This window comes from Roseovarius sp. (genome assembly GCF_018066915.1).
In the GTDB taxonomy this organism is placed as follows: domain Bacteria; phylum Pseudomonadota; class Alphaproteobacteria; order Rhodobacterales; family Rhodobacteraceae; genus Roseovarius.
In genome coordinates this window covers 1-19,342 of sequence record NZ_JAGPVV010000283.1, presented here as the reverse complement: position 1 = coordinate 19,342, position 19,342 = coordinate 1, and the positions used below count along the sequence as shown (strand labels likewise).

Here is a 19,342-nt window from a genome sequence, read left to right as displayed (position 1 = left end):
CGGTCAGGTCATCCACGATATTCTGGGTCATCAGGCTCTCGAGCAGCCCCACGACCGCCACGGCCACCGAATAGGGCAGGATGATCATCAGCGTCTCAAATGTGAGCGGAATGTCGGGGATCAGGAACACCGGCAATGTGTCGGGCAGCGCGCCCATATCGCCCACCGTGCGCACATCAAGGCCAAGCGCGAGCGTCAACGCTGTCAGCACGATGATCGTGACCAACGGCGACGGCACAGCCTTGGTCAGAAGCGGAAAGAGGTAAATGATCCCCAGCCCCGCCGCGACCAGAACATAGGTGATCCATGACACCGCTCTTGGGTCCAGTTCCGGCAATTGCGCCATGAAGATCAGGATGGCGAGGGCGTTGACGAAGCCGGTCATCACTGATTTCGACACATAGCGCATCACGAACCCCAGCCGCAGCACCCCCATCCCGATCTGGATAAGCCCCGCAAGCACCGTCGCCGCCAAGAGGTATTCCAGCCCGTAATCCCTGACCAGCGTCACCATCAGCACCGCCGTCGCCGCCGTCGCCGCCGAAATCATACCGGGCCGCCCGCCGGTGATCGCCGTGATCACAGCGATCGAGAAACTGGCATAGAGCCCCACCTTGGGGTCCACGCCTGCGATGATCGAAAAGGCAATCGCCTCGGGGATCAGCGCAAGCGCCACCACCAGCCCCGAGAGCACGTCGCCCCGGATATTGCCAAACCATTGTGCCCGATAGGCATCTATTGAAATCATGTGAAGTCCATCCCTGATCCGGCCAGCCGAAGCCCGGCCCGATTGTGCATCTTGATAGGGTTCAATGGTCCGGCGGATCGGCGGCCGGAAGAGCCACCCGGGGCTTGCACCCGGGTCCATGCGATTACCAGCGGCGTTTAACGGACCCTTCCCCGGATGCCAAGCCCTGATCGCCGCAACGCGGCAATGCTGGGTCGCGGGGCCCTCAGTCTTCTGCGATCAACTCCGGGATGATGAAGGCATCGGTCTTGACCCCGCGCGCCTTGGCGCTCTGACGCACCGCCTCTTGCAATCCCGCGCTGCGCTTGAGCAGCCGCCGAAACCGCGCCTCGTCCAGCACCAGCAGGGTCGAGGAGGAAATCGCCGTCGCGGCGGTGCGGCGGGGTTTCTGCATCAGGATCGCCATCTGGCCAAACATCTCGCCCCGTCCCAAACGCCATGTCTGCCCCGCAACCGCCAGTTCGACCGCGCCAGAGGCGATAAAGAACACGCGCCGCGCGGGCGTATCCTTGCGCAGGATCACATCGCCCTCGTTGACATAAAACGTGCGCAGGGCGCGCGTGAGTTGCCGCAGGCTGCGCTCATCGAGATCGGCAAACAGCGGGAATTGCCGCACCAACTCGGCCTTTTGCACCGCCACGTCCAGCTTGGGGCGTTGTTCCTCGCGCAGGCGCCGCGCGGCAATGTCCTGCATCAAGGCCACGTGCAGCTCCGCCCCGATCAGCCCATCCTCACGCAGCATGCCATATTCACGCTCTTCCAGCCGCAGCGCGGTGCGGCGGATGAACCTGCGCTCCAACTCCTCGGCATAGCCGGGATATTGCAGGCGCAGGCCCTCAAGTGCGGTTTCCACCGCCTCTTGTCGCCGCGTCAGCAACTCGTGCAAAAGATCCGCCACCCGCTTGCCATGGATGCGCCGGATACGCCCGTCTATGAACCCACTCAGATCACGCAGGATCAGGCGCTGCGACAGCAGCACCTCGAACCGGTCCGCCGTCATCAACGCGAGGGGCCGCGAAATCCGCACCCGGTTGTTGAGCAGCACCGCAAAGCGAAAGGCCCGCCCATAGCGCAGGCTGCGCCGCGCCGCGCGCTGATAGCCGGTACGCCCGCCCGAGCGGGTTGCTTCGATCAACCGGTCCGCCTCGGTCAGGATCTGCTCCGACAGCCGCGCCGAAATCGCCTGTTCGCGAAACCGCGCGAGGATCGTATCGCGCTCGGCCCCCGCAAGCGCGATCAGCCCCAGCGTGATCCGGTCGCGGTCCTGTATCTCGGCCCCTTCCTCGGCAGTCTCGACCGCCCGGTCGAGACGTTCAGCAAAGCGCTTGGCCTCAGAGCGCACAGTTTCGCGCGTCAGCTCATAGTTCTCCGCGGTGCGCGCCACGGCTTCGCGCACAGTCTGCAAGGCCACGGCGATCACCTGATTGCTCAGCGCCTGATCCAGCGGCGTGAGCCGGTCCAGCCCGAGCCGCCCGATCACCCATCTCAGGGTCGTGCCCTGCACCAACAGCGTGAAGAGGGTAAAGCCGGTGGCCAGAATACCCACCAACCGCTTGACCTCGGGCGGCACCCCAAAGCTCTCGGTCACGGCAAGGGCAAGCGCCAGCGTGACCGCCCCCCGCAATCCCCCCCAGAGAATCGCTACACGGTAAGGCCGCTCGACCACGGGCGAGAGGCGCAGCAGGCTCAGCACCGGCATGAGACCAAAGAGGATCACCGCCCGCGCCGTCACCGCCGCAACAATGACCACGAGGATCAGCACGAAATCCCCCGCCCGCACCTCCTCCAGCAGCCGCGGGATCAAGAGCGCCGCAAGGATAAAGATGAGCGCCCCCGCCCAATGCGCCAGCAAATCCCAGACCTCGCGCAGGTTGGTCCAGATCACGGGCGGCAAACGCGCAGGCCCCGTGAGGTTGAGCGTGAGCCCCGCCGCCACGACCGCGATCACACCCGAGGCCCCGATGCTCTGTTCCGCGCCGATATAGGCGAGATAGGGCAAGGCCACCGAGACCGAGATCACCGCCAGTTCATACCGCGCCATCAACGCCATCAGCCAGACAGCAATGCGCGCCGTGAACCACCCCACCGCCGCACCGCCCGCGATCAGCACCGGAAACTGCGCCAAAGCATCCTGAAAACTGGGGTCCGGCACCCCCATCATCACGAACGCCATGAATAGACCAAAGAGCGCGATGGCAGCGGCGTCATTCAAGAGGCTCTCGCCCTCGATGATCCGCGCCAACCGGCGCGGCGCGGAAATCGAGCGGAATATCCCCACCACCGCCGACGGGTCCGTCGTGCTGACAATCGCACCAATCAGCAGGCACGCCACCAGAGGCAGCGCACTGGCATAGGCCAACGCATAGCCCACGGCCAGCGTTGCCACCACCACCGCCACCACCGCCAGCACCAGAATAGGCACCCAGTCATCCATCATACGCCGGGGATTGACCCCGAGCGTCACTTGAAAGAGCAGCGTCGGCAGGAACACATATAGAAACACGTTGGACCGGATCGGTAGCCCCAGAATGGCCTCGGCCACCGGGTTAAGTGCATCGGTCAATTCGGTGCGCAGGAAAAAGATCGCCCCCACCCCGATCAGCATCCCCAGACAGGCAAGGATCACGCTATAGGGCAGCCGCAGACGCGCCGCCAAAGGATCGGCAGCGGCAATCACCAGAAAGAGCGACGCAATGATCGTCGTGACAAGAACGATATCCATATCCCTGAACTAGCTGGAATTTCAGGAATTGGGAATCGAACCTTTGCCATCACAGGGCAGGTTTTCGCCGCCCCGCACGGGCCCTGCCCCGCTTACGCCACCATGCCGCCGGTGAAGAGAAAGACCATATAGGCCGCGTAGAGCCCCAGCATCAACAGGCCCCAACCCCGGCCGATGCTGCGCGTGGCAAAGAGCAACGCCAAGAGCAAGAGCGCCGCCCCCAGCATCACCGGCGTGTCGATCTCGCGGAACCGCGCGCTGACTTCGATGGGCTGGATCACCACCGTCACCCCCAGAATGGCCAGGATGTTAAAGATATTCGAGCCGATCACATTGCCCAACACCACATCGGATTGCCGCCGGATGGCGGCGACGATGGCGGTCGCCAGTTCCGGCAACGAGGTGCCGACCGCGACCAGCGACAGCCCGATCACCGCATCGGGCACGCCAAAGACCCGCGCGATGTTAACAGCCCCCTCAACCAGCAGGTCGGCACCAAACACCAGCGCCGCGATGCCCCCCAAGGCCAAGAGCGGCGGCAACCAGGGCCGCGCAGCGGGCAGACCTTCGAATGCCTCCGCCTCATGCTGGAATGTCTGCGCCGTGCGGTCGCGCCGCTCCAGCCAATAGCTCGAAACCAGATAGCCGACCAGAACCAGCATCATCGCAATGCCTTCCATCCGGCTGATCACCGCGCCCTGCACCAGAGCAAAGGCCACAAGGCTGACTAGCGTCGCCACCAACGCCTCGCGCACCGCCGTGCGGGCCCAGCCCATGATCGGCGCAATCACCGCCGCCAGACCGAGGATGAGCAGGATATTGGCGATGTTCGAGCCCACGACATTGCCCAATGCGATTTCCGGCGCGCCGTCCAGGGCGGCATTGACCGACACCAGCAATTCGGGTGTCGAGGTGCCAAAGCCCACGATCACCAAACCGATCAAGAGCTTGGAAATCCCCATGCGCTCTGCGATGGCCACAGCCCCCCGCACCAGCGCCTCTCCCCCCACAAACAGCAGCACGAGGCCCGCGGCCACGAGAATGAGATCCTGCACCATCCGAATTCCTGACTTGCCCGTTCGCCCCGGCCCCTGCCCGGACACAACGTTGGTGGACCTAAGGTGCCACGCTGCAAAAGAGAAGAGGGCCATGGCTGATTTCGATGTTTATTCGTCATCATTCCCGACTAGACACAAAGCAGCGATTGAATTCGGGCGCAGAGCATCCGATATGTCGCCCGGTATTGTGAGAGGCGCAGCATGACAGGCAAAAAGGCCAAGCGGAAACGACCGTCGCTGTCGCTTCCGATCCTGCGGACCTCGCGTGCCCAGCACCGCGCCGGAACGCTGACCTTGGGCACCCTGCTCACCGCCTTGGGCGAGACCTCGTTCGGCTGGGCCATCGTCGTGTTCTCGCTGGTCACACTCTTGCCGCTTCCCCCCGGCACCACGCTTTTGACCGCCTTGCCGCTTCTCGTCACCACGGGTCAGATGGCCTTGGGCTATCCGCATGTCCGCCTGCCGGGGATGCTCTCAGGCCTGCGTATAGATCAGGACCGCCTGCGGCGCGGCGTGTTGCGCCTGCGCCCCATCACCCGGAGGCTCGAGCGTATTCTCCGGCCCCGCTACATCACGCTCTTTGCGCGCCGCAACGAGCGTCCGCTCGGCCTTGTGCTCTTCGTGATCGCCTTCGCGCTCTTCCTGCCGGTGCCGCTCAGCGGCTGGTTCCCGGCGGTCTCGCTCTTCACCGTGGGCGTGGGCATCGTGGAACGCGACGGGCTCGTCACCTTCTTCGGCCTCATTCTGGGGGCACTCTCGGTGCTGCTGACCGTCACCATCATCCTGTCGCTGGCGGCAGGGGCGGACGCGCTCCTGCATTGAGAGAGCCGCCCCCGCGCCTCAGCAAATGCGCGGCAACTGCTCGCCCACCAGCATATCCACGATCCGCGCCCCGCCAAAGAGCGTGCGCATCGTGACCTGCCCCGCGCGGCCCTCCATTACCCGCCCGATTGCCACCGCCCCGGCGCCTTCGGGGCGTGCGCGCATCGCCGCCAAGGCCGCCTCGGCCTCGGCCTCGGGCACCACCACCACCACCCGCCCCTCATTGGCCAGATAGAGCGGATCAAGCCCAAGGATCTCGCACATCCCCCGCACTTGCGTGCGCAGCGGCAGCACCGCCTCGTCAATTTCGATTGCCAGCCCCGCCGCCGCCGCCATTTCATTGAGCACCGAGGCCACCCCGCCGCGCGTCGCATCGCGCGCCGCGCGCGTGCCCGGCGCCGCCGCCAGCACCGCCTCCATCAGATGCCCCAATCCCTGACAGTCCGACACCAGATCAGCCGACAGCGCCATCTCCCCCCGCGCCGCCAGAATCGCCGCGCCGTGATCGCCCAGCACGCCATTGACCAGCACCACATCGCCCGCGCGGATATGGCCCGCCTGCAAATCGCGCCCCGGCGGGATCACCCCCACGCCGGCGGTGGTGACAAAGAGCTTGTCGGCCATGCCGCGCCCCACAACCTTGGTATCCCCGGTCACAATCCGCACCCCCGCCGCTTCGGCCTCGGCCTGCATTGAGGCCACGATCCGCCGCAAGAGCGCCACCTCGGTCCCCTCTTCGATGATGAACGCCGCCGACAGCCAGAGGGGCCGCGCGCCCCCCACCGCCAGATCGTTGACCGTGCCGCAGACCGCAATGGTGCCAATGTCCCCGCCCGGAAATTCGACCGGATCAACCACGAAACTGTCGGTGGTAAAGGCCAGTCGCGCGCCCGGCTCCTGCAATCCCGCCACCATCAGCCGCGCCTGATCCTCCATCATCTCGGGCGCAAAGACCGACGTGAACACCTCTTGGATCAGATCGCGCATTGCCGTGCCGCCACCGCCATGGGCCAGCGTGACCCGCGTATCCCTCAAGCTCATGTTTTCATCTTTCCAAAAATACTCTGGGGGAGCGCCGCAGGCGCGGGGGCAGCGCCCCCTAAACCGCCTCGGCCCGTGCGCCGCCATATTGGTAGTAGGCCGCACAGGCCCCTTCCGAGCTGACCATCAGCGCGCCCAAGGGCATCTCGGGCGTGCAACCGCGCCCGAATTGCGGGCAAGCCACGGGCTTGATCCGTCCCGTCATCACCGCCCCGCAGGCGCAGCCCTCGGGTTCTGGAATATTGCGGCTCTCGGCGCCATAACCCACGCCGAATTTCACCTCTGCGTCATAGGCGGCATAGGCCGGGCGGATGCGCAACCCGCTTGCGTCAATTTCGCCCAGACCCCGCCATTCGAACGAGGGGCGCGGCTCGTAAACATCGGCCATCGCCGCAAGGCTTACCGGATTGCCATGTTCGGGCACCACGCGGGCATATTGGTTTTCCACCTCCGCCCGCCCGTCGCGGATCTGTTCCAGCACCATCAGCACCGATTGGAGCAGGTCGAGCGGCTCAAACCCCGCCACCACGATGGGTTTGCCATAGTCGCGGGCAATGAAATCATAGGGATGGATGCCGATCACCATCGACACATGCCCCGGCCCGACAAACCCATCAAGCCGCATATAGGGATCATCGAGCAGCGCCTTGATAGGGGGCGGCACGGTGATGTGATTGCAAAAAACGCTGAAATTCGCCAGCCCCTCGGCCGCCGCCGCTTGGATCGACAGCGCCGTCGAGGGCGTCGTGGTCTCGAACCCCAGCCCAAAGAAAACGACCTCGCGCGCCGGGTTGCGCCGCGCGATTTCCAGCGCATCGAGCGGCGAATAGACCATGCGGATGTCCGCGCCCTCGGCCTTGGCCTGCAACAGGCTTTTGCGGCTCCCCGGAACCCGCATCGCATCGCCAAAGGTGGTAAAGATCACGCGCGGGTCTTCGGCCAGTTCCACACATTCATCCACCCGCGCCATCGGCAGCACACAGACCGGACAGCCGGGGCCATGGATGAAATCCAATCCCTCCGGCACCAGCTTGTCGAGGCCATAGCGAAAGATCGCATGGGTATGCCCGCCGCAAATCTCCATGATCCGCACCGGGTTTTCCGCCGTGGCCCCGATGGCGTCGGTCACAACGGCAATCCGCTCCAAGAGCGCGCGGGCGGCCTTGGGATCGCGAAACTCATCGGCGTATTTCATCGCTGCCCCTCCAATGCCGCATCACCCGCCGCCATCGCCGCCAGCGTTTCCTGCGCCTCGCCCAATCCCCGCAGCGCCTCCAGCGTCTTGGCGGCCTCGTCCTCGTCGATCACCGCCATGGCAAAGCCCACATGGATGAGCGCCCATTGCCCCACGAGATCCTCAAGCGGCCCCTGCGCGATGCAGGCCACATTGACCGCCCGCCGCACGCCCGACACTTCTGCCATGGCCATCATCCGGGCGGCATCCGTCACCGCAACGATCTGACCGGGTATTCCCAGACACATGGCTCACTCCTCCTCTGATTGGGGATCGGATTGGGGCACCTTGCCCGGTTCCTCGATCCCGTAGCGCTCGATCTTGGCGCGCAGGCCCACCCGGCTCAGGTCCAGTTCCTGCGCCGCGCGGCTCTTGTTCCATTTCAGCCGCGTCAGGGTCTCGCGCAGGATACGCGCCTCGACCTCCTCGACCCGGTCCTTGAGCGTGCCGCGTCCCGCCAGAACCGCATCGAGCGCCAGATCAGGCCGCCCGCCCGGTGCCGCCTGCAGGATGTGCCGCGAAATCAATTCCGGCCCAAGCACGCTGTCTTGCGAAAAGATCAACATGCGCGTGACCTCGTTTTCCAACTCGCGCAGATTGCCGGGCCAGTCATAGCTCGCCAGAAACCGGACCGCGTCCTCGGACAGACCATGCACCGGCTTGCCATGCGCCGCTGCCGCCTCGAACAAGAGGCTTTGCGCCAGAATACCCAAATCCCCCGGCCGCTCGCGCAGCGGCGGCACCTCCAGCGTGGTGCGCGCCAGCGCGTGATAGAGATCGGCGCGAAACCGCCCCTCGGCTACCTCGGCGCGCAAATCGCGATCCGCCCCGCCCAAAAGGCGCAGATCGACCCGGCTCATTTCATGGCTGCCGAGCGGGCGAAACGCCCCCTCTCGCGCCACCCGCAACAGCGCCAGTTGCATCCGCGGGCTGAGCCCCGCCAGACCGTTGAGGAACAGCGTCCCCCGATCCGCCTTTTGCAAGAGCCCCACCTTGCCGGTTTGGAGCCCCGCAATCGCCCCGCGCCGCGCGCCGAATAGCTCAAGCTCCAGAATATCATCCTCGACCCCGGTGCAGTCGATTTCCTGAAATGGCCGATCCGCCCGCAATGATCCGTAATGCATCGCCCGCGCCAGTGCAGCCTTGCCGGTGCCGCCCTCGCCGGTGATCAAGACCGGCACATCGAAACTTGCATATTGCCGCGCCTGCGCGATCACGGCGTTGAGCGGCGAATTGGGCGCGCGCAACACCTTTTCAAACCCCAAACCCTCGCGCAGCGCCCGGCGCTGCTGCTCCAGCTTGCTTTCGACATTGCGCGCCAGATAGCGCATTTCCAGCGACATCCGCTCATGCTCGCGGCTCAGGCGAAAGAGGTCGGCGGCATTCTTGGCGGTCATCAACAGGTGATCGGGATGCCAAGGCTTGGTGACAAACTGATAAATCCCCGCCTCGTTGATCGCCGCGATCATGTCATTGGTTTCGGTGAACCCGGTGATGATGATGCGCACCGCCTCGGGCCAGCGGTCGCGCACCTCGGTCAGAAAGGCCACACCAGTGCGCCCCGGCATGCGTTGATCGCAAAAGATCACCTGAACGTCATGCTCGGCCATCAGCCGCGCCGCTTCCTCTGCGTCCGAGGCGGTCAGACAGTCAAACTCATCCTCGAGCGCCATCCGCATGGCGTTGAGCGAATGCGCCTCGTCATCGACCAACAGAAGGGTGGGCAGCACCGTCATCTCCTACTCCGCCGCCGCCCGCGCGGATTTCTGCGCGAGCCTGCCTTGCAACCACCCCAGCCAGCGGTCCATCCCCTCGCCGGTGCGCGACGAAACGCGGATCACTTCCAGCCCCGGATTAACCCGGCGCAAATTGGCTTCATAAAGATCGAGATCGACATCGCAATAGGGTGCCAGATCGACCTTGTTCAAGAGCGCCAGCTTCGCCGCCGTGAACATGTCGGGATATTTCAACGGCTTGTCCTCGCCCTCGGTGACACTCAGGATCGCCACCTTGCAATCCTCGCCCAGATCAAAGGCCGCAGGACAGACCAGATTGCCGACATTCTCGATGAAAAGCAGCGAGGCGGGCGCAATGTCCAGATGCTCCATCGCATGCCCCACCATATGCCCATCCAGATGACAGCCCTTGCCGGTATTCACCTGCACCGCCTGCGCACCAGTGGCGCGGATGCGGTCGGCGTCATTCGCGGTCTGCTGATCGCCCTCGATCACCGCCAAAGGCTGCGCGCCCAAGGCCTCGATGGTGCGGCAGAGAAGCGTCGTCTTGCCCGATCCGGGCGACGAGACAAGGTTGATCGCAAACGCGCCCAATTCGGCCAGCCGCGCCCGGTTGGCGGCGGCATAGCGGTCATTCTTGGCCAAGATGTCAGTCTCGATCTCGATCAACCGCGCCTGAGACATCCCCGCCACTTCAACCCCGGCAGGCCCTTGGCCGAAATGCAGATCGCCATGATCCTGCCCGTGATCGTGGGGATGGTGGTGGTGGTGATGATGGTCATGGGCATGATGCCCCTCAACCGATCCCGTTCCGCATCCGCAAACCGTGCACATCAGATCACCTCCATATCCTTGATCCGCATTTCATCGCCCCCCACCGGCATCAACCGCCCGCCACCACAGAGCGGACAGGGCGACAGCCGTTCGGCAATCTCGACCTCGGCCACGCAATCGTAGCACATGACGCGCCCGGCCAAGTCGATCATCTCGAGCCGCGCCCCCTCGGCCACGCTGCCACGCATCACCACGTCAAAGGCAAATTCCAGCGCCGGTTTCTCGACACAGGCAAAGCGCCCGATCTCGACCCGCAGCACCTTGACCCGCGCAAAGTCATGCGTCCGCGCCTGATCCTCGATCACCCGGCGGATGCCCTCGACCAGCGACATCTCATGCATGATTACCGCCCTCCAGCGTGACAGGCGTGCAAGGGTCAAGCAGATCGACCATAAGCCCCGCCTCAGCATGCTTGGCCCGCGGCAGGCTGGCAAGCGCCTGCGCCATGATCCCGTCACGCGCCATCAGGTGATCCGTCGGCGTGACCCGGCAGAGGTGCCGCACCCGGCCTGCCTCGACCTCGGCCCGCACCGCATAAAGGCCTCGCGCGGCGGGCACGATTGCCACGCCCTCCGGGGTCAGCTGCGGCGCGGGCAAATCGCCCCGAACCGCCGCCGCATGATCCAGCGCCCGCGCCACCACCCGCCAGAGCGGCCCCCGCCCATAGCGCCCCTCGACATGCCGCATCACCGGATGCGCCAGATGCCGTGCGGCGATGGAATTCTCCTGCGCGCTCAGGGTCAGAATGCGCGCGCGCGTCACCACCGGCAAAACGGCGCACACGCCCTCGCCCGGTGCAAATCGCGCCGCCACCGCGCGCAAGAGCGGCCCGACCCCGGCCTCTCCTCGCATATACCGCGCAAACTCATCCGCATCGCCCGGAAATTCCCCGCCCAGCGCCTCCTGCCCTGCCTGCACCGGCAGGCCTAGGCGCACCGGCCAGACCACGCTCAGCTTCAGCGCATGTTCGCGCGCGATCTCGGCCGCCAGCGCGCCGGTCTCGATCCCCTCCAGCCCCAGCGCCATGCGCAGCGCCACGGTCTGCGCCACCCGGCAGAGGTTGAAAAGACGCGGCAGCAATTCGGCCACCTCCTCCACCTCGCGCCCCTCGACCAGCCGCGCCAGCGGCAAGGGCGGTGCAGGCACCGCACGCAAGCCACTCACATCCCGGTCAAGGTCCAGCATCGCCTCAACCCTCGCTTGCCAGACCGGCAGAAATCACCTGCCGCCGTGTCGGGGCCTCTGGCAAAATTTCTGGCAAAATCTCCGGCACCTCCAGCGCCGCAATCTCGGCCTCGCGTGCTGCGCGAATATCAGCGGCGCGGTCGGTCTCTGCGCGGTGTTCGTCCTGAAAGAGCGCCACCATCACCGCCCGCGCCACATCGACCGCCTGCGCCTGACTGCGAAACTCGCCCATCGGCGAAAAGAGCGAGCAGGCTTTATACCCCCCCACCATCTCGCGCACATTATGGATGAATTCATACTCGCCCGAGGCAAAGCTGATCACTTCCTTGGCCCCCGGCACAAGCGCCGACCAATCCTCGCCCTCGGCAGGCAATTGCACAAGGTTCATGAACCACGGGCTGAGGAGCACACCCAAGGGCCGCCCCTCGTGCATCTGGAATCCGACCGCCTGCACATGCAAGAGCTTGTTCACAATCGGCACGTCGCGCATCTTGCCGTGCCAGACCTCGGTGAAATCCGTGACCAGCGCATGGGTCTTGCCCCCGATCATCGCCGCCTCGGCCAAGGCCCCGCTGCCGGGGTCCTCGCCCACCAGAAACTGCTCCTTGGGCGCATCGCAATTGGGGCATTTCCAATCCTCGGGCAGCGCCACAAAGGGCGTGCCGGGCTCGATCTGGCGGGTATCATCACCCTCCGCCGGGTCATAAGGCGTCCAGCAAATCTTGCATTCCATGATCGCCTGCAGGCTGATCTTGTCATTGGCCCCCAGATACGACCCCTCGAACCCGCTCATCGGATGGCCTCCAGCACTTCGAGAATCCGCTCGCCGCTGTCTCCCAGATCCTCGGGTGCTGCCAGCGCCACCTCGGGCATGGCCGTCACCTCGAACGTGTCGAGAATGAGCACATCCATCGAATTGTAGAACCGCACCCGCCAGACATGCGCCAGCGCCGTCGCGGTGATCCGGCAATTGCCATAGCCCCGCGACAGAATATCGACCGACCCTTGGCCAAGCTGCGCCTCGAGCCACTCCAGATCCGCCTCGGTATGCGGCAAAAGCGTGAGGTTGATCACATGCGCCTCGGTCCCCGGCGTGAACCGCGCCGATTTATCCTGCAATTCGACCAAGAGCGGCGGCGCGTTCACCACCTGCGCGCTGCGCGGCACCTCTCGCCCGGCCCGGCGCGGCGCAAAGGCGCGGCTCAGCGCCTGCGCGGGCACCGGCCCTACCTCGATGGCATCCACACCTGCGCCCTTCAGGCCCCAGACCCCGGCAAAGACACTCTCCTGCACCGCAATCGCCGGAATGTCGTGGATCTTGATCGCCACCTCTCCGGCCCCCATCGTCTCGGCAATCAGCGCGCGATTGGCGGCATCCAGACCCGCCAGATCAAACCGCCGATGGCCCCCGACGCGGCCGCACACCTCGGCGGCACGGGCAATCTCGCCCAAGAGATCCAGCGCCGGCATCAGGTGCGCGTCCACCTCGACCTCGGGCACATGCGGGGAATAGGCGCGCATGTCCTGCGGCATCGGCAGATATTCCAGCGCCGCGCCCTCCTCGCCCAGGGGCTGCGATCCGGGGCCAAATCCGGTGGGGGGCAGGTGAAAATTGCTGACCATGTGATGCCCTCCTCAGGCGGCGTTGCTGCGGGTCAGGATCTGCGTGATCCGGGCCATGTATTCATCCCAATCGCGCACCTTGGGCAGCGCGCCGATCACTTCGCCCGCGCGATAAAACAAGAGGCTCGGCGTTTTCAGCACGCGGGTTGCCTCGCGCAGTTCCGCCTCGATGGCATCGCCCACCACGGCACAATCGAACCGCCCCTGAAAGGCCATGCGCAATTCGGGCAGGATCACCGCCACATCGGCGCTCTCCAGATTGCGCGCCGGGTCACCGGGGACAAAGAGCACATGCACCCCCTCGCGCGAGGTAAAAGCAGTCAGATCGCCGGTGCTCTCCAAATAGGGCCAGCCCAATTCGGCACTCAGCCGGTCGATCAACGGATGTGTCATGTGCGTCCCCTCTCTCATGCGGTGGTCTTGCCCGCAGCGCGGGCGGCTTGCAGATGCGGCGGCAGGGCGGGCGCGCGCGCCTCCAGATCGGCAAAGGCATCGCCCATCCCGCCCCCCGCCATGATGGATTTGAGCGCGCGCACGGCGGCCGCAATTTTCAGCGCCTCGCCCGCCTCCAGCACCTCGCGCGCGGCCCCCAGATGCGTCAGCACCCATGTGCCGGGCAGCACGGCCCCTGTGAGCGTCAGATCAATCAGCGCCTCGCCCTCGCCATCCGTGGCGCGCGCGGCGATTCCGTCGACCGACAGAACCTGCATGGGAATCCCCACACACATCGCTCAGTCCCCACCCGGAAAAAACCGCGCATCGCCCACACGACAGGCGGCATCAGCGCTCGGGCGGCCCGCTTCATAGGCGTCCTGCCGGATCGACGGATCGGCCAGATAGGTGGCATCGCTCATACCGGGGCGCATCTCGACCCCCCAATCGCGCAGCCGCGCCAGCGCCACCTCGATGGCGGGTTCAATCTGCGCCGCCACGACATCGCGCAACCCGCCGCCGTAATCCTCCAGCTCCTCGGGCTGACAGCCGATCAGCAACAACCGCTCGGGGCAGTAGCCCATCAATTGCGCCGTGGCGATCACGTCCTGAAACCCGGTCTGATGCAGGCTCATCTTTTTCGCGCCCATAAAGGCGGGCACGGCCTCGTCCTCGACAATCTTCATGGTGCCGGGCACCAGCCCGTAATCGACCGCATCGAACACGATCAGCCGGTCGGCGGCCTCCATGAACGGCAAGAGGTAGAGCCCCTGCGTGCCACCATCCAGCACCGTCACCCCCGGCCCGAAGGACCAGCGCGCCGCCAGCCGCTCGACACAGCGCACGCCAAACCCCTCATCAGCCCAGAGCACATTTCCAATGCCCAGTATCAGCACGCTCGGTTGCATGACCCCTCCTCCATGCCACAGCCATCCTTGCGCTCAGAATGACCGCTCCAGCATGCCGAAGAACACCAAAAACCGATCCGCACGCGTTGATAAAAAGTGAATTAAAAACAGAGGATTAGCGATCTGGATCGCGACAATATGCAAAGTTACTTTTCACAATTGCACTATTTAGGAAACCAATCAACCAAACAAAAAAGCAGGCCGAAAGCCCGCTTTTCTGACGCCCTGTCCAGTGGTGATCCGCTTGTCAGTCCGGCAGATCATCCTTGAAGGTCCGCGTGCCCGAAATCATCGTCGAGACGATGGATTGACGGCTCATGATATCCTCGCGGATCGCCACATAGATATGCACGATCATGAAGATCACGATCCACCACATCCCAAGGTGATGATAGGTATGCACCAGATGCGGGTTGTTGCCGAAGAGCGTGAACACCCAGCCAAAGAGCGCATAAAGCCCGCTCTCCTTGCCCAGCCCCTCGGAATAGAGCGCAAGGCCGGTGACGATCATGAAACTCACCCCCAGCGTGATGAAACAGAACATCGCCAATTGCGCCAGCGGGTTGTGGCCCACGTATTTCTTGGGGGCGCGTTCCAGAAACAGATACCAGCGCACCTCAAAGAACACCTCACGCCACCAGGACGCCCGCCAGATCGGCACATAGAATAGCTGCCGCGCATGGTGATTGCCAAAGATCGCCCAATACATCCGCCCCAGAAATCCAACCGCCAATATCCACCCCGCCGCGAAATGCGCAAAGCGGATATAGCCAAAGACAAACTGATGCGTGGCCTCGGCAATCTGCATCGACGGCGGCGGCGAGCCGATGAAATAACCCGTCACGCACAGGATCAGGATCGCCAGCGCATTGATCCAGTGCCAGAGCCGCACCGGCACTTCGTAGACATAAACGCTCGTCTGTCGGCTGACCGTGGCGAGATCACTCGCGTCGGCATCCTTCAGCCCGGTTTCGGTCGTGCTCATGGCAGGACCCCCTCAATCCGGGCGGCGCGCGGCGCGCCAGACCGCCAGCCCGCCCAGCACCGCCGCCAAGAGGATCAGCCCCGGCGCATGCATAGGGGCCGCCAGCCAATGCGCCAGCCCCGTTTGCGGCAGGCTCAGATCATGGCCCCCATGCGCAAATGCTGCCCCCGTGCCTGCCAGATAGATCGTGATCGCGTATTTCATTGCCCTGCCCTCCCTTGGCTCAACGGACCTTGACGGTGGTCAACTCGGCACCCTCTTCCGACATCACATGCGTCGAACAGGCGAGGCACGGATCGAAACTGTGCAACGTGCGCAGGATTTCGACCGGCTCGTCGGGGCGCTCCATCGGCGTGTTCATCAGGCTTGCCTCGAACGCCCCGATATTGCCCGCCGTGTCGCGCGGGCTGCCGTTCCAAGTGGTCGGCACCACGCATTGATAATTCTCGATTCGACCATCCTTGATCTTGATCCAATGCCCCAGCGCGCCGCGCGGGGCCTCGGTCATGCCCACGCCCTTGGCCTCCTTGGGCCATGTGCTTGGGTCCCATTTCGCGATATTGGCGGTGCTTTCATCGCCGTTCTTGATGTTCTGCACCAGCTTGTCGAAGAAATGCTTTTGCAGCCGGCCGCAATATTCGCTCTCCAGCGCCCGCGCCGCAGTCCGCCCCAGGGTCGAGAATATCGCCTCGAACGGTGCATCGAGCGCCCGCAAGAGACCATCCACCTGATTGCGAATGTCCTCATGGCCCTGCGCATAGCCCACGACATAGCGCGCGAGCGGCCCCACCTCCATCGCATGACCACGCCAGCGCGGCGCCTTGATCCAGCTATATTTCGCCGCCTCGTCAATCTCGAGGATATTGGTCCGCGTGCCCTTGGCATTGGGGCCAAGCTCGTAATTGGCCTCAGTTTCGCCATCCCAGGGATGCAGCCCCTTGCCCGCCTCGCCATAGCGATACCAGCTATGATCGACGAATTCCTGTATCTGCTCGGGATCGCGCACATCAACCTCATGCACCTCGTTGAGGTTGCCGTTGATGATCGCCCCCCGTGGCAGATGCAGGTTGGCAGGCGTGAAATCATTGGGGTTCTCGGGAAAATCCCCATAGGCCATGACCGATTTGCCCGACAGCCCGCCGCCATGCAGCCAGCCTTTGTAGAAACCGCCAATGGCGACCACATCGGGCAGATAGACGTTGCGATTGAACTCGTTGCACAGATCAATGATGGAACTGACCATATTCAGCCGCTCCATGTTGATCGCGCCCACCGCCCCTGTGGAATGCACGTTGATCGGGCACGGCACGCCGCCCACCAACCAGTTGGGATGCGGGTTCTTGCCGCCAAAGATCGTGTGAACCTTGACGATCTCCTTTTGCAGATCGAGCGCCTCTAGGTAATGCGTCGTCGCCATCAGATCCGCCTCGGGCGGCAAGAGATAGGCGGGATTGTCCCAATACCCATTCTTGAAAAGGCCAAGCTGCCCGCTCTCCACGAACTTTTTCAGCCGGTTCTGCACATCGCGGAAATAGCCGGGCGAGGACAGCGGATGCGACGGGCTCACGGCCTGTTGCAACTCGCTCGTCGCCTTGGGATCGGCGCGCAGCGCGTTGATCGGGTTCACCCAATCGAGCGCGTGCAGGTGATAGAAATGCACGATATGGTCGTGAATTTCCAGGTTCAACTGCATGATATTGCGGATGGAATTGGCATTGTCCGGGATCGTGATGCCCAGCGCATCCTCGACCGCGCGCACACTCGTCAGCGCATGCGTGCCGGTGCAGACGCCGCAAATCCGCTCGGTAAAGGCCCAGGCGTCGCGCGGATCGCGGCCCTTGAGGATCACCTCCAGCCCCCGCCACATGGTGCCGGTCGAGACCGCGTTGCGGATCACGCCTTGCTCGTCCACGTTCACTTCGCAGCGCATATGCCCTTCGATCCGCGTCACCGGGTCCACCACGATGCGGCGGCCAGTTGTGTCGAGGTCAAAGCCGTTTGGGGTCACAGTCATGGCTCATGCCTCCTCTTTGCTGGATTGCGTGCTGGTTTGCGTCTGGGTCTTCTTCTGCGCGGCCTTCAGCGCCGACACGGCGGCATGAACCGCCACAGCGCCCCCCACCACACCGGCGGCGGCCATCCCCACCTTGTCGGCATTGGCCTCAACCCCGAACTGCGTGAGATCCGTCACCCGGTTATAAAAACTGCCCTGATCCCAGAATCCGTCCTCGGAACAGCCGATACAGCCATGGCCCGATTGAATGGGAAAACTCACGCCCTCATTCCAGCGCACCGTGGAACAGGCGTTATAGGTCGTCGGCCCCTTGCACCCCATTTTATAGAGACAATAGCCCTTGCGCGCGTTCTCGTCGTCCCACGCCTCGACGAATTGACCCGCATCGAAATGCGGCCGGCGATAGCACTTGTCATGAATACGCTGACCGTAAAACATCGCCGGCCGCCCCTGCCGGTCCAGCTCCGGCAGACGGTCAAAGGTGAGCATATAGGTGATGACCCCTGTCATCACCTCGGCAATCGGCGGGCATCCCGGCACCTTGATGATCGGCTTGTCGGTGATCACCTTATGCACGGGCGTCGCCTGCGTCGGGTTGGGCTTGGCCGCCTGCACACAGCCATAAGACGCACAAGCGCCCCAAGAGATGATCGCCTTCGCGTCCTTCGCCGCATGGCGCAGCTTTTCGACAAAGGGCTTGCCGCCGGTGATGCAGAACATCCCATCCTCGTTGAGCGGCGGATTGCCCTCGACCGCCAGAATGTAATTGCCCCGATATTTCGCGATGGTCTCTTCAAACGCCGCCTCGGCCGCATGCCCCGCCGCCGCCATCAGCGTGTCGTCATAGTCCAGACTGATCATCGACAGCACGACATCCTTGGCCAAGGGGTGCGCCGAGCGGATGAAACTCTCCGAACAGCAGGTGCATTCCAGCCCATGCACCCAAATGACCGGCGTGCGCGGCTTGGTCTCCATCGCATGCGCGATGCGCGGCACCATGGCCGGGCTCAGCCCCAAGGCTGCGGCGGTCAAAGAGCAATATTTCATGAAACTGCGCCGGGTGATCCCCTGCCTGCGCATCACATCATAAAAGGTTTCGATCTGGCTCACGGCTGGTCCTCCCTCGATGTCCCCCGCGGGATGCACGCGTATACATCCCCTCAAGGGCCATCAGACCAAGGCTCAGCCCCCCTGTCCAAGAAAAGACACCTCTGCCGCCACGATAATAAATCGAAATGAAATCATGGGCTTGTCAGGGTTTTCCGCCTACGCCCCGCCCGAGCACCGGCCAATCGCTTACCGCCCCCGCGCAGCAACCGGTCAGCCGCTTACCGCCCGCGCCGCCGCAACCACCGCCTGCCCCAGCGCCAGACCGCCATCATTGGCAGGGGTGCGGCGATGGATCAGCACCGGCAAATCCCCCAGCGCCTCCAGCGTCAATTCCAAGAGCCGCACATTCTGGAAACACCCGCCCGACAGCGCCACGGCTTGCGCTTCTCCGGCCTCGACCAAAGCCCGCGCGCGGCGCGCAAAGCCCTGCGCCACCCCGGCATGAAACCGCGCCGCCATCACCTCGGGCGCAACCCCCGCCGCACGGTCCTGCGCCCAAGCCTGCCACAGCGGGGCAGTCTCGATCACGCCCTCAACGCCCCCCAGCGGATAGGCCCCCACATCGCCCAAGACCGCGCGCGCCTCGAGCGCCATCGCCGCCTCGCCCTCGAAACTTTGCGCCCCTGCAAATCCCAGAACAGCGGCAAAGGCATCAAAAAGCCGACCCGCCGATGAGGTCAGCGGCGCATTCACCCCCGCCCGCACCGCCTGCCGCAACAGCGCCAGCGGCTGCGCGCCAAACATCTCATCCGCCAGATGCCCCATCCTCGCCGCATCGAGCTGCGCCAACGCATTGCGCCATGGCTCCCGGCTTGCCCGGTCTCCCCCCGGCATCGCCACAGGCCGCAACCAGCCGCGCCGCTCAAACCCCCGATAATCGCCCAAGAGCA

Annotated in this window: 20 protein-coding genes, 1 pseudogene and 1 other annotated feature; of the genes and pseudogenes, 1 reads left to right on the top strand and 20 read right to left on the bottom strand. The window is 64.3% G+C overall.

Annotated elements, in window-relative coordinates; translation table 11 throughout:
• The 3 genes from KBT70_RS15950 to KBT70_RS15940 form a co-directional block, all read right to left on the bottom strand.
• A partial coding sequence (locus KBT70_RS15950; RefSeq protein ID WP_296636196.1) for a SulP family inorganic anion transporter occupies window positions 1–748 on the bottom strand: 748 nt, incomplete at its 3' end.
• A 63-nt stretch (window positions 749–811) separates the two neighbouring features.
• Window positions 812–869 (bottom strand) — a sequence feature (sul1 is cis-regulatory element that is thought to sense ions involved in sulfur or methionine metabolism; They are found in Alphaproteobacteria).
• Between the two features lie 84 nt (window positions 870–953).
• Window positions 954–3,470: a cation:proton antiporter gene (locus KBT70_RS15945; protein ID WP_296636192.1), complete on the bottom strand. Its 2,517-nt coding sequence runs from the start codon at window positions 3,468–3,470 to the stop codon at window positions 954–956.
• A gap of 92 nt (window positions 3,471–3,562) precedes the next feature.
• Window positions 3,563–4,528, bottom strand: coding sequence for a calcium/sodium antiporter (locus KBT70_RS15940; RefSeq protein ID WP_296636189.1), 966 nt, complete (start codon window positions 4,526–4,528; stop codon window positions 3,563–3,565).
• Between the two features lie 201 nt (window positions 4,529–4,729).
• Between KBT70_RS15940 and KBT70_RS15935 the strand changes: the two genes are divergently transcribed.
• Window positions 4,730–5,350, top strand: coding sequence for an exopolysaccharide biosynthesis protein (locus tag KBT70_RS15935; RefSeq protein WP_296636185.1), 621 nt, complete (start codon window positions 4,730–4,732; stop codon window positions 5,348–5,350).
• An 18-nt stretch (window positions 5,351–5,368) separates the two neighbouring features.
• Here KBT70_RS15935 and hypE read toward each other — a convergent pair whose 3' ends face one another.
• The 17 genes and pseudogenes from hypE to KBT70_RS15850 form a co-directional block, all read right to left on the bottom strand.
• Window positions 5,369–6,391 (bottom strand): hydrogenase expression/formation protein HypE, encoded by a 1,023-nt coding sequence (gene hypE, locus KBT70_RS15930; RefSeq protein WP_296636182.1) that lies wholly within the window; start codon window positions 6,389–6,391, stop codon window positions 5,369–5,371.
• 58 nt (window positions 6,392–6,449) lie between these two features.
• Window positions 6,450–7,586, bottom strand: a complete 1,137-nt coding sequence (gene hypD / locus KBT70_RS15925) for a hydrogenase formation protein HypD (protein ID WP_296636180.1) — start codon at window positions 7,584–7,586, stop codon at window positions 6,450–6,452.
• Window positions 7,583–7,873, bottom strand: coding sequence for a HypC/HybG/HupF family hydrogenase formation chaperone (gene hypC, locus KBT70_RS15920; protein ID WP_296636177.1), 291 nt, complete (start codon window positions 7,871–7,873; stop codon window positions 7,583–7,585). The genes hypD and hypC (KBT70_RS15920) overlap by 4 nt, the downstream gene beginning before the upstream one ends.
• A 3-nt stretch (window positions 7,874–7,876) precedes the next feature.
• Entirely contained in the window at window positions 7,877–9,361 is a 1,485-nt protein-coding gene (locus tag KBT70_RS15915) for a sigma-54 dependent transcriptional regulator (RefSeq protein WP_296636174.1), read from the bottom strand.
• 3 nt (window positions 9,362–9,364) lie between these two features.
• Window positions 9,365–10,195: a hydrogenase nickel incorporation protein HypB gene (hypB, locus tag KBT70_RS15910; RefSeq protein WP_296636170.1), complete on the bottom strand. Its 831-nt coding sequence runs from the start codon at window positions 10,193–10,195 to the stop codon at window positions 9,365–9,367.
• Window positions 10,195–10,536: a hydrogenase maturation nickel metallochaperone HypA gene (gene hypA / locus KBT70_RS15905; RefSeq protein ID WP_296636167.1), complete on the bottom strand. Its 342-nt coding sequence runs from the start codon at window positions 10,534–10,536 to the stop codon at window positions 10,195–10,197. The genes hypB and hypA overlap by 1 nt, the downstream gene beginning before the upstream one ends.
• Window positions 10,529–11,380 (bottom strand): hydrogenase expression/formation protein HupK, encoded by an 852-nt coding sequence (locus KBT70_RS15900; protein WP_296636164.1) that lies wholly within the window; start codon window positions 11,378–11,380, stop codon window positions 10,529–10,531. The genes hypA and KBT70_RS15900 overlap by 8 nt, the downstream gene beginning before the upstream one ends.
• Window positions 11,381–11,384: 4 nt before the next feature.
• Window positions 11,385–12,173 (bottom strand): [NiFe]-hydrogenase assembly chaperone HybE, encoded by a 789-nt coding sequence (hybE, locus tag KBT70_RS15895; protein ID WP_296636161.1) that lies wholly within the window; start codon window positions 12,171–12,173, stop codon window positions 11,385–11,387.
• Complete coding sequence (locus tag KBT70_RS15890; protein ID WP_296636158.1) at window positions 12,170–13,003, bottom strand: hydrogenase expression/formation protein; 834 nt, start codon at window positions 13,001–13,003, stop codon at window positions 12,170–12,172. Before KBT70_RS15890 ends, hybE begins: the two co-directional genes overlap by 4 nt.
• 12 nt (window positions 13,004–13,015) lie before the next feature.
• Window positions 13,016–13,396 carry a hydrogenase accessory protein gene (locus tag KBT70_RS15885; protein WP_296636155.1) on the bottom strand — a complete coding sequence of 127 codons (381 nt, stop codon included), beginning with the start codon at window positions 13,394–13,396 and terminating at the stop codon, window positions 13,016–13,018.
• 14 nt (window positions 13,397–13,410) lie between these two features.
• Entirely contained in the window at window positions 13,411–13,731 is a 321-nt protein-coding gene (gene hypC / locus KBT70_RS15880; RefSeq protein ID WP_296636152.1) for a HypC/HybG/HupF family hydrogenase formation chaperone, read from the bottom strand.
• A gap of 3 nt (window positions 13,732–13,734) precedes the next feature.
• Entirely contained in the window at window positions 13,735–14,343 is a 609-nt protein-coding gene (locus KBT70_RS15875) for a HyaD/HybD family hydrogenase maturation endopeptidase (RefSeq protein ID WP_296636149.1), read from the bottom strand.
• Between the two features lie 247 nt (window positions 14,344–14,590).
• Complete coding sequence (gene cybH / locus KBT70_RS15870; protein WP_296636144.1) at window positions 14,591–15,328, bottom strand: Ni/Fe-hydrogenase, b-type cytochrome subunit; 738 nt, start codon at window positions 15,326–15,328, stop codon at window positions 14,591–14,593.
• Window positions 15,329–15,340: 12 nt separating this feature from the next.
• Window positions 15,341–15,532 (bottom strand): hypothetical protein, encoded by a 192-nt coding sequence (locus KBT70_RS15865; RefSeq protein WP_296636142.1) that lies wholly within the window; start codon window positions 15,530–15,532, stop codon window positions 15,341–15,343.
• Between the two features lie 19 nt (window positions 15,533–15,551).
• A complete protein-coding gene (locus tag KBT70_RS15860; RefSeq protein ID WP_296636137.1) occupies window positions 15,552–17,342 on the bottom strand; it encodes a nickel-dependent hydrogenase large subunit in 1,791 nt (596 codons plus the stop codon).
• Window positions 17,343–17,345: 3 nt separating this feature from the next.
• Entirely contained in the window at window positions 17,346–18,452 is a 1,107-nt protein-coding gene (locus KBT70_RS15855; RefSeq protein ID WP_296636133.1) for a hydrogenase small subunit, read from the bottom strand.
• Between the two features lie 210 nt (window positions 18,453–18,662).
• Window positions 18,663–19,342 (bottom strand): annotated as a pseudogene (locus KBT70_RS15850) (carbamoyltransferase HypF); the annotation flags it as partial.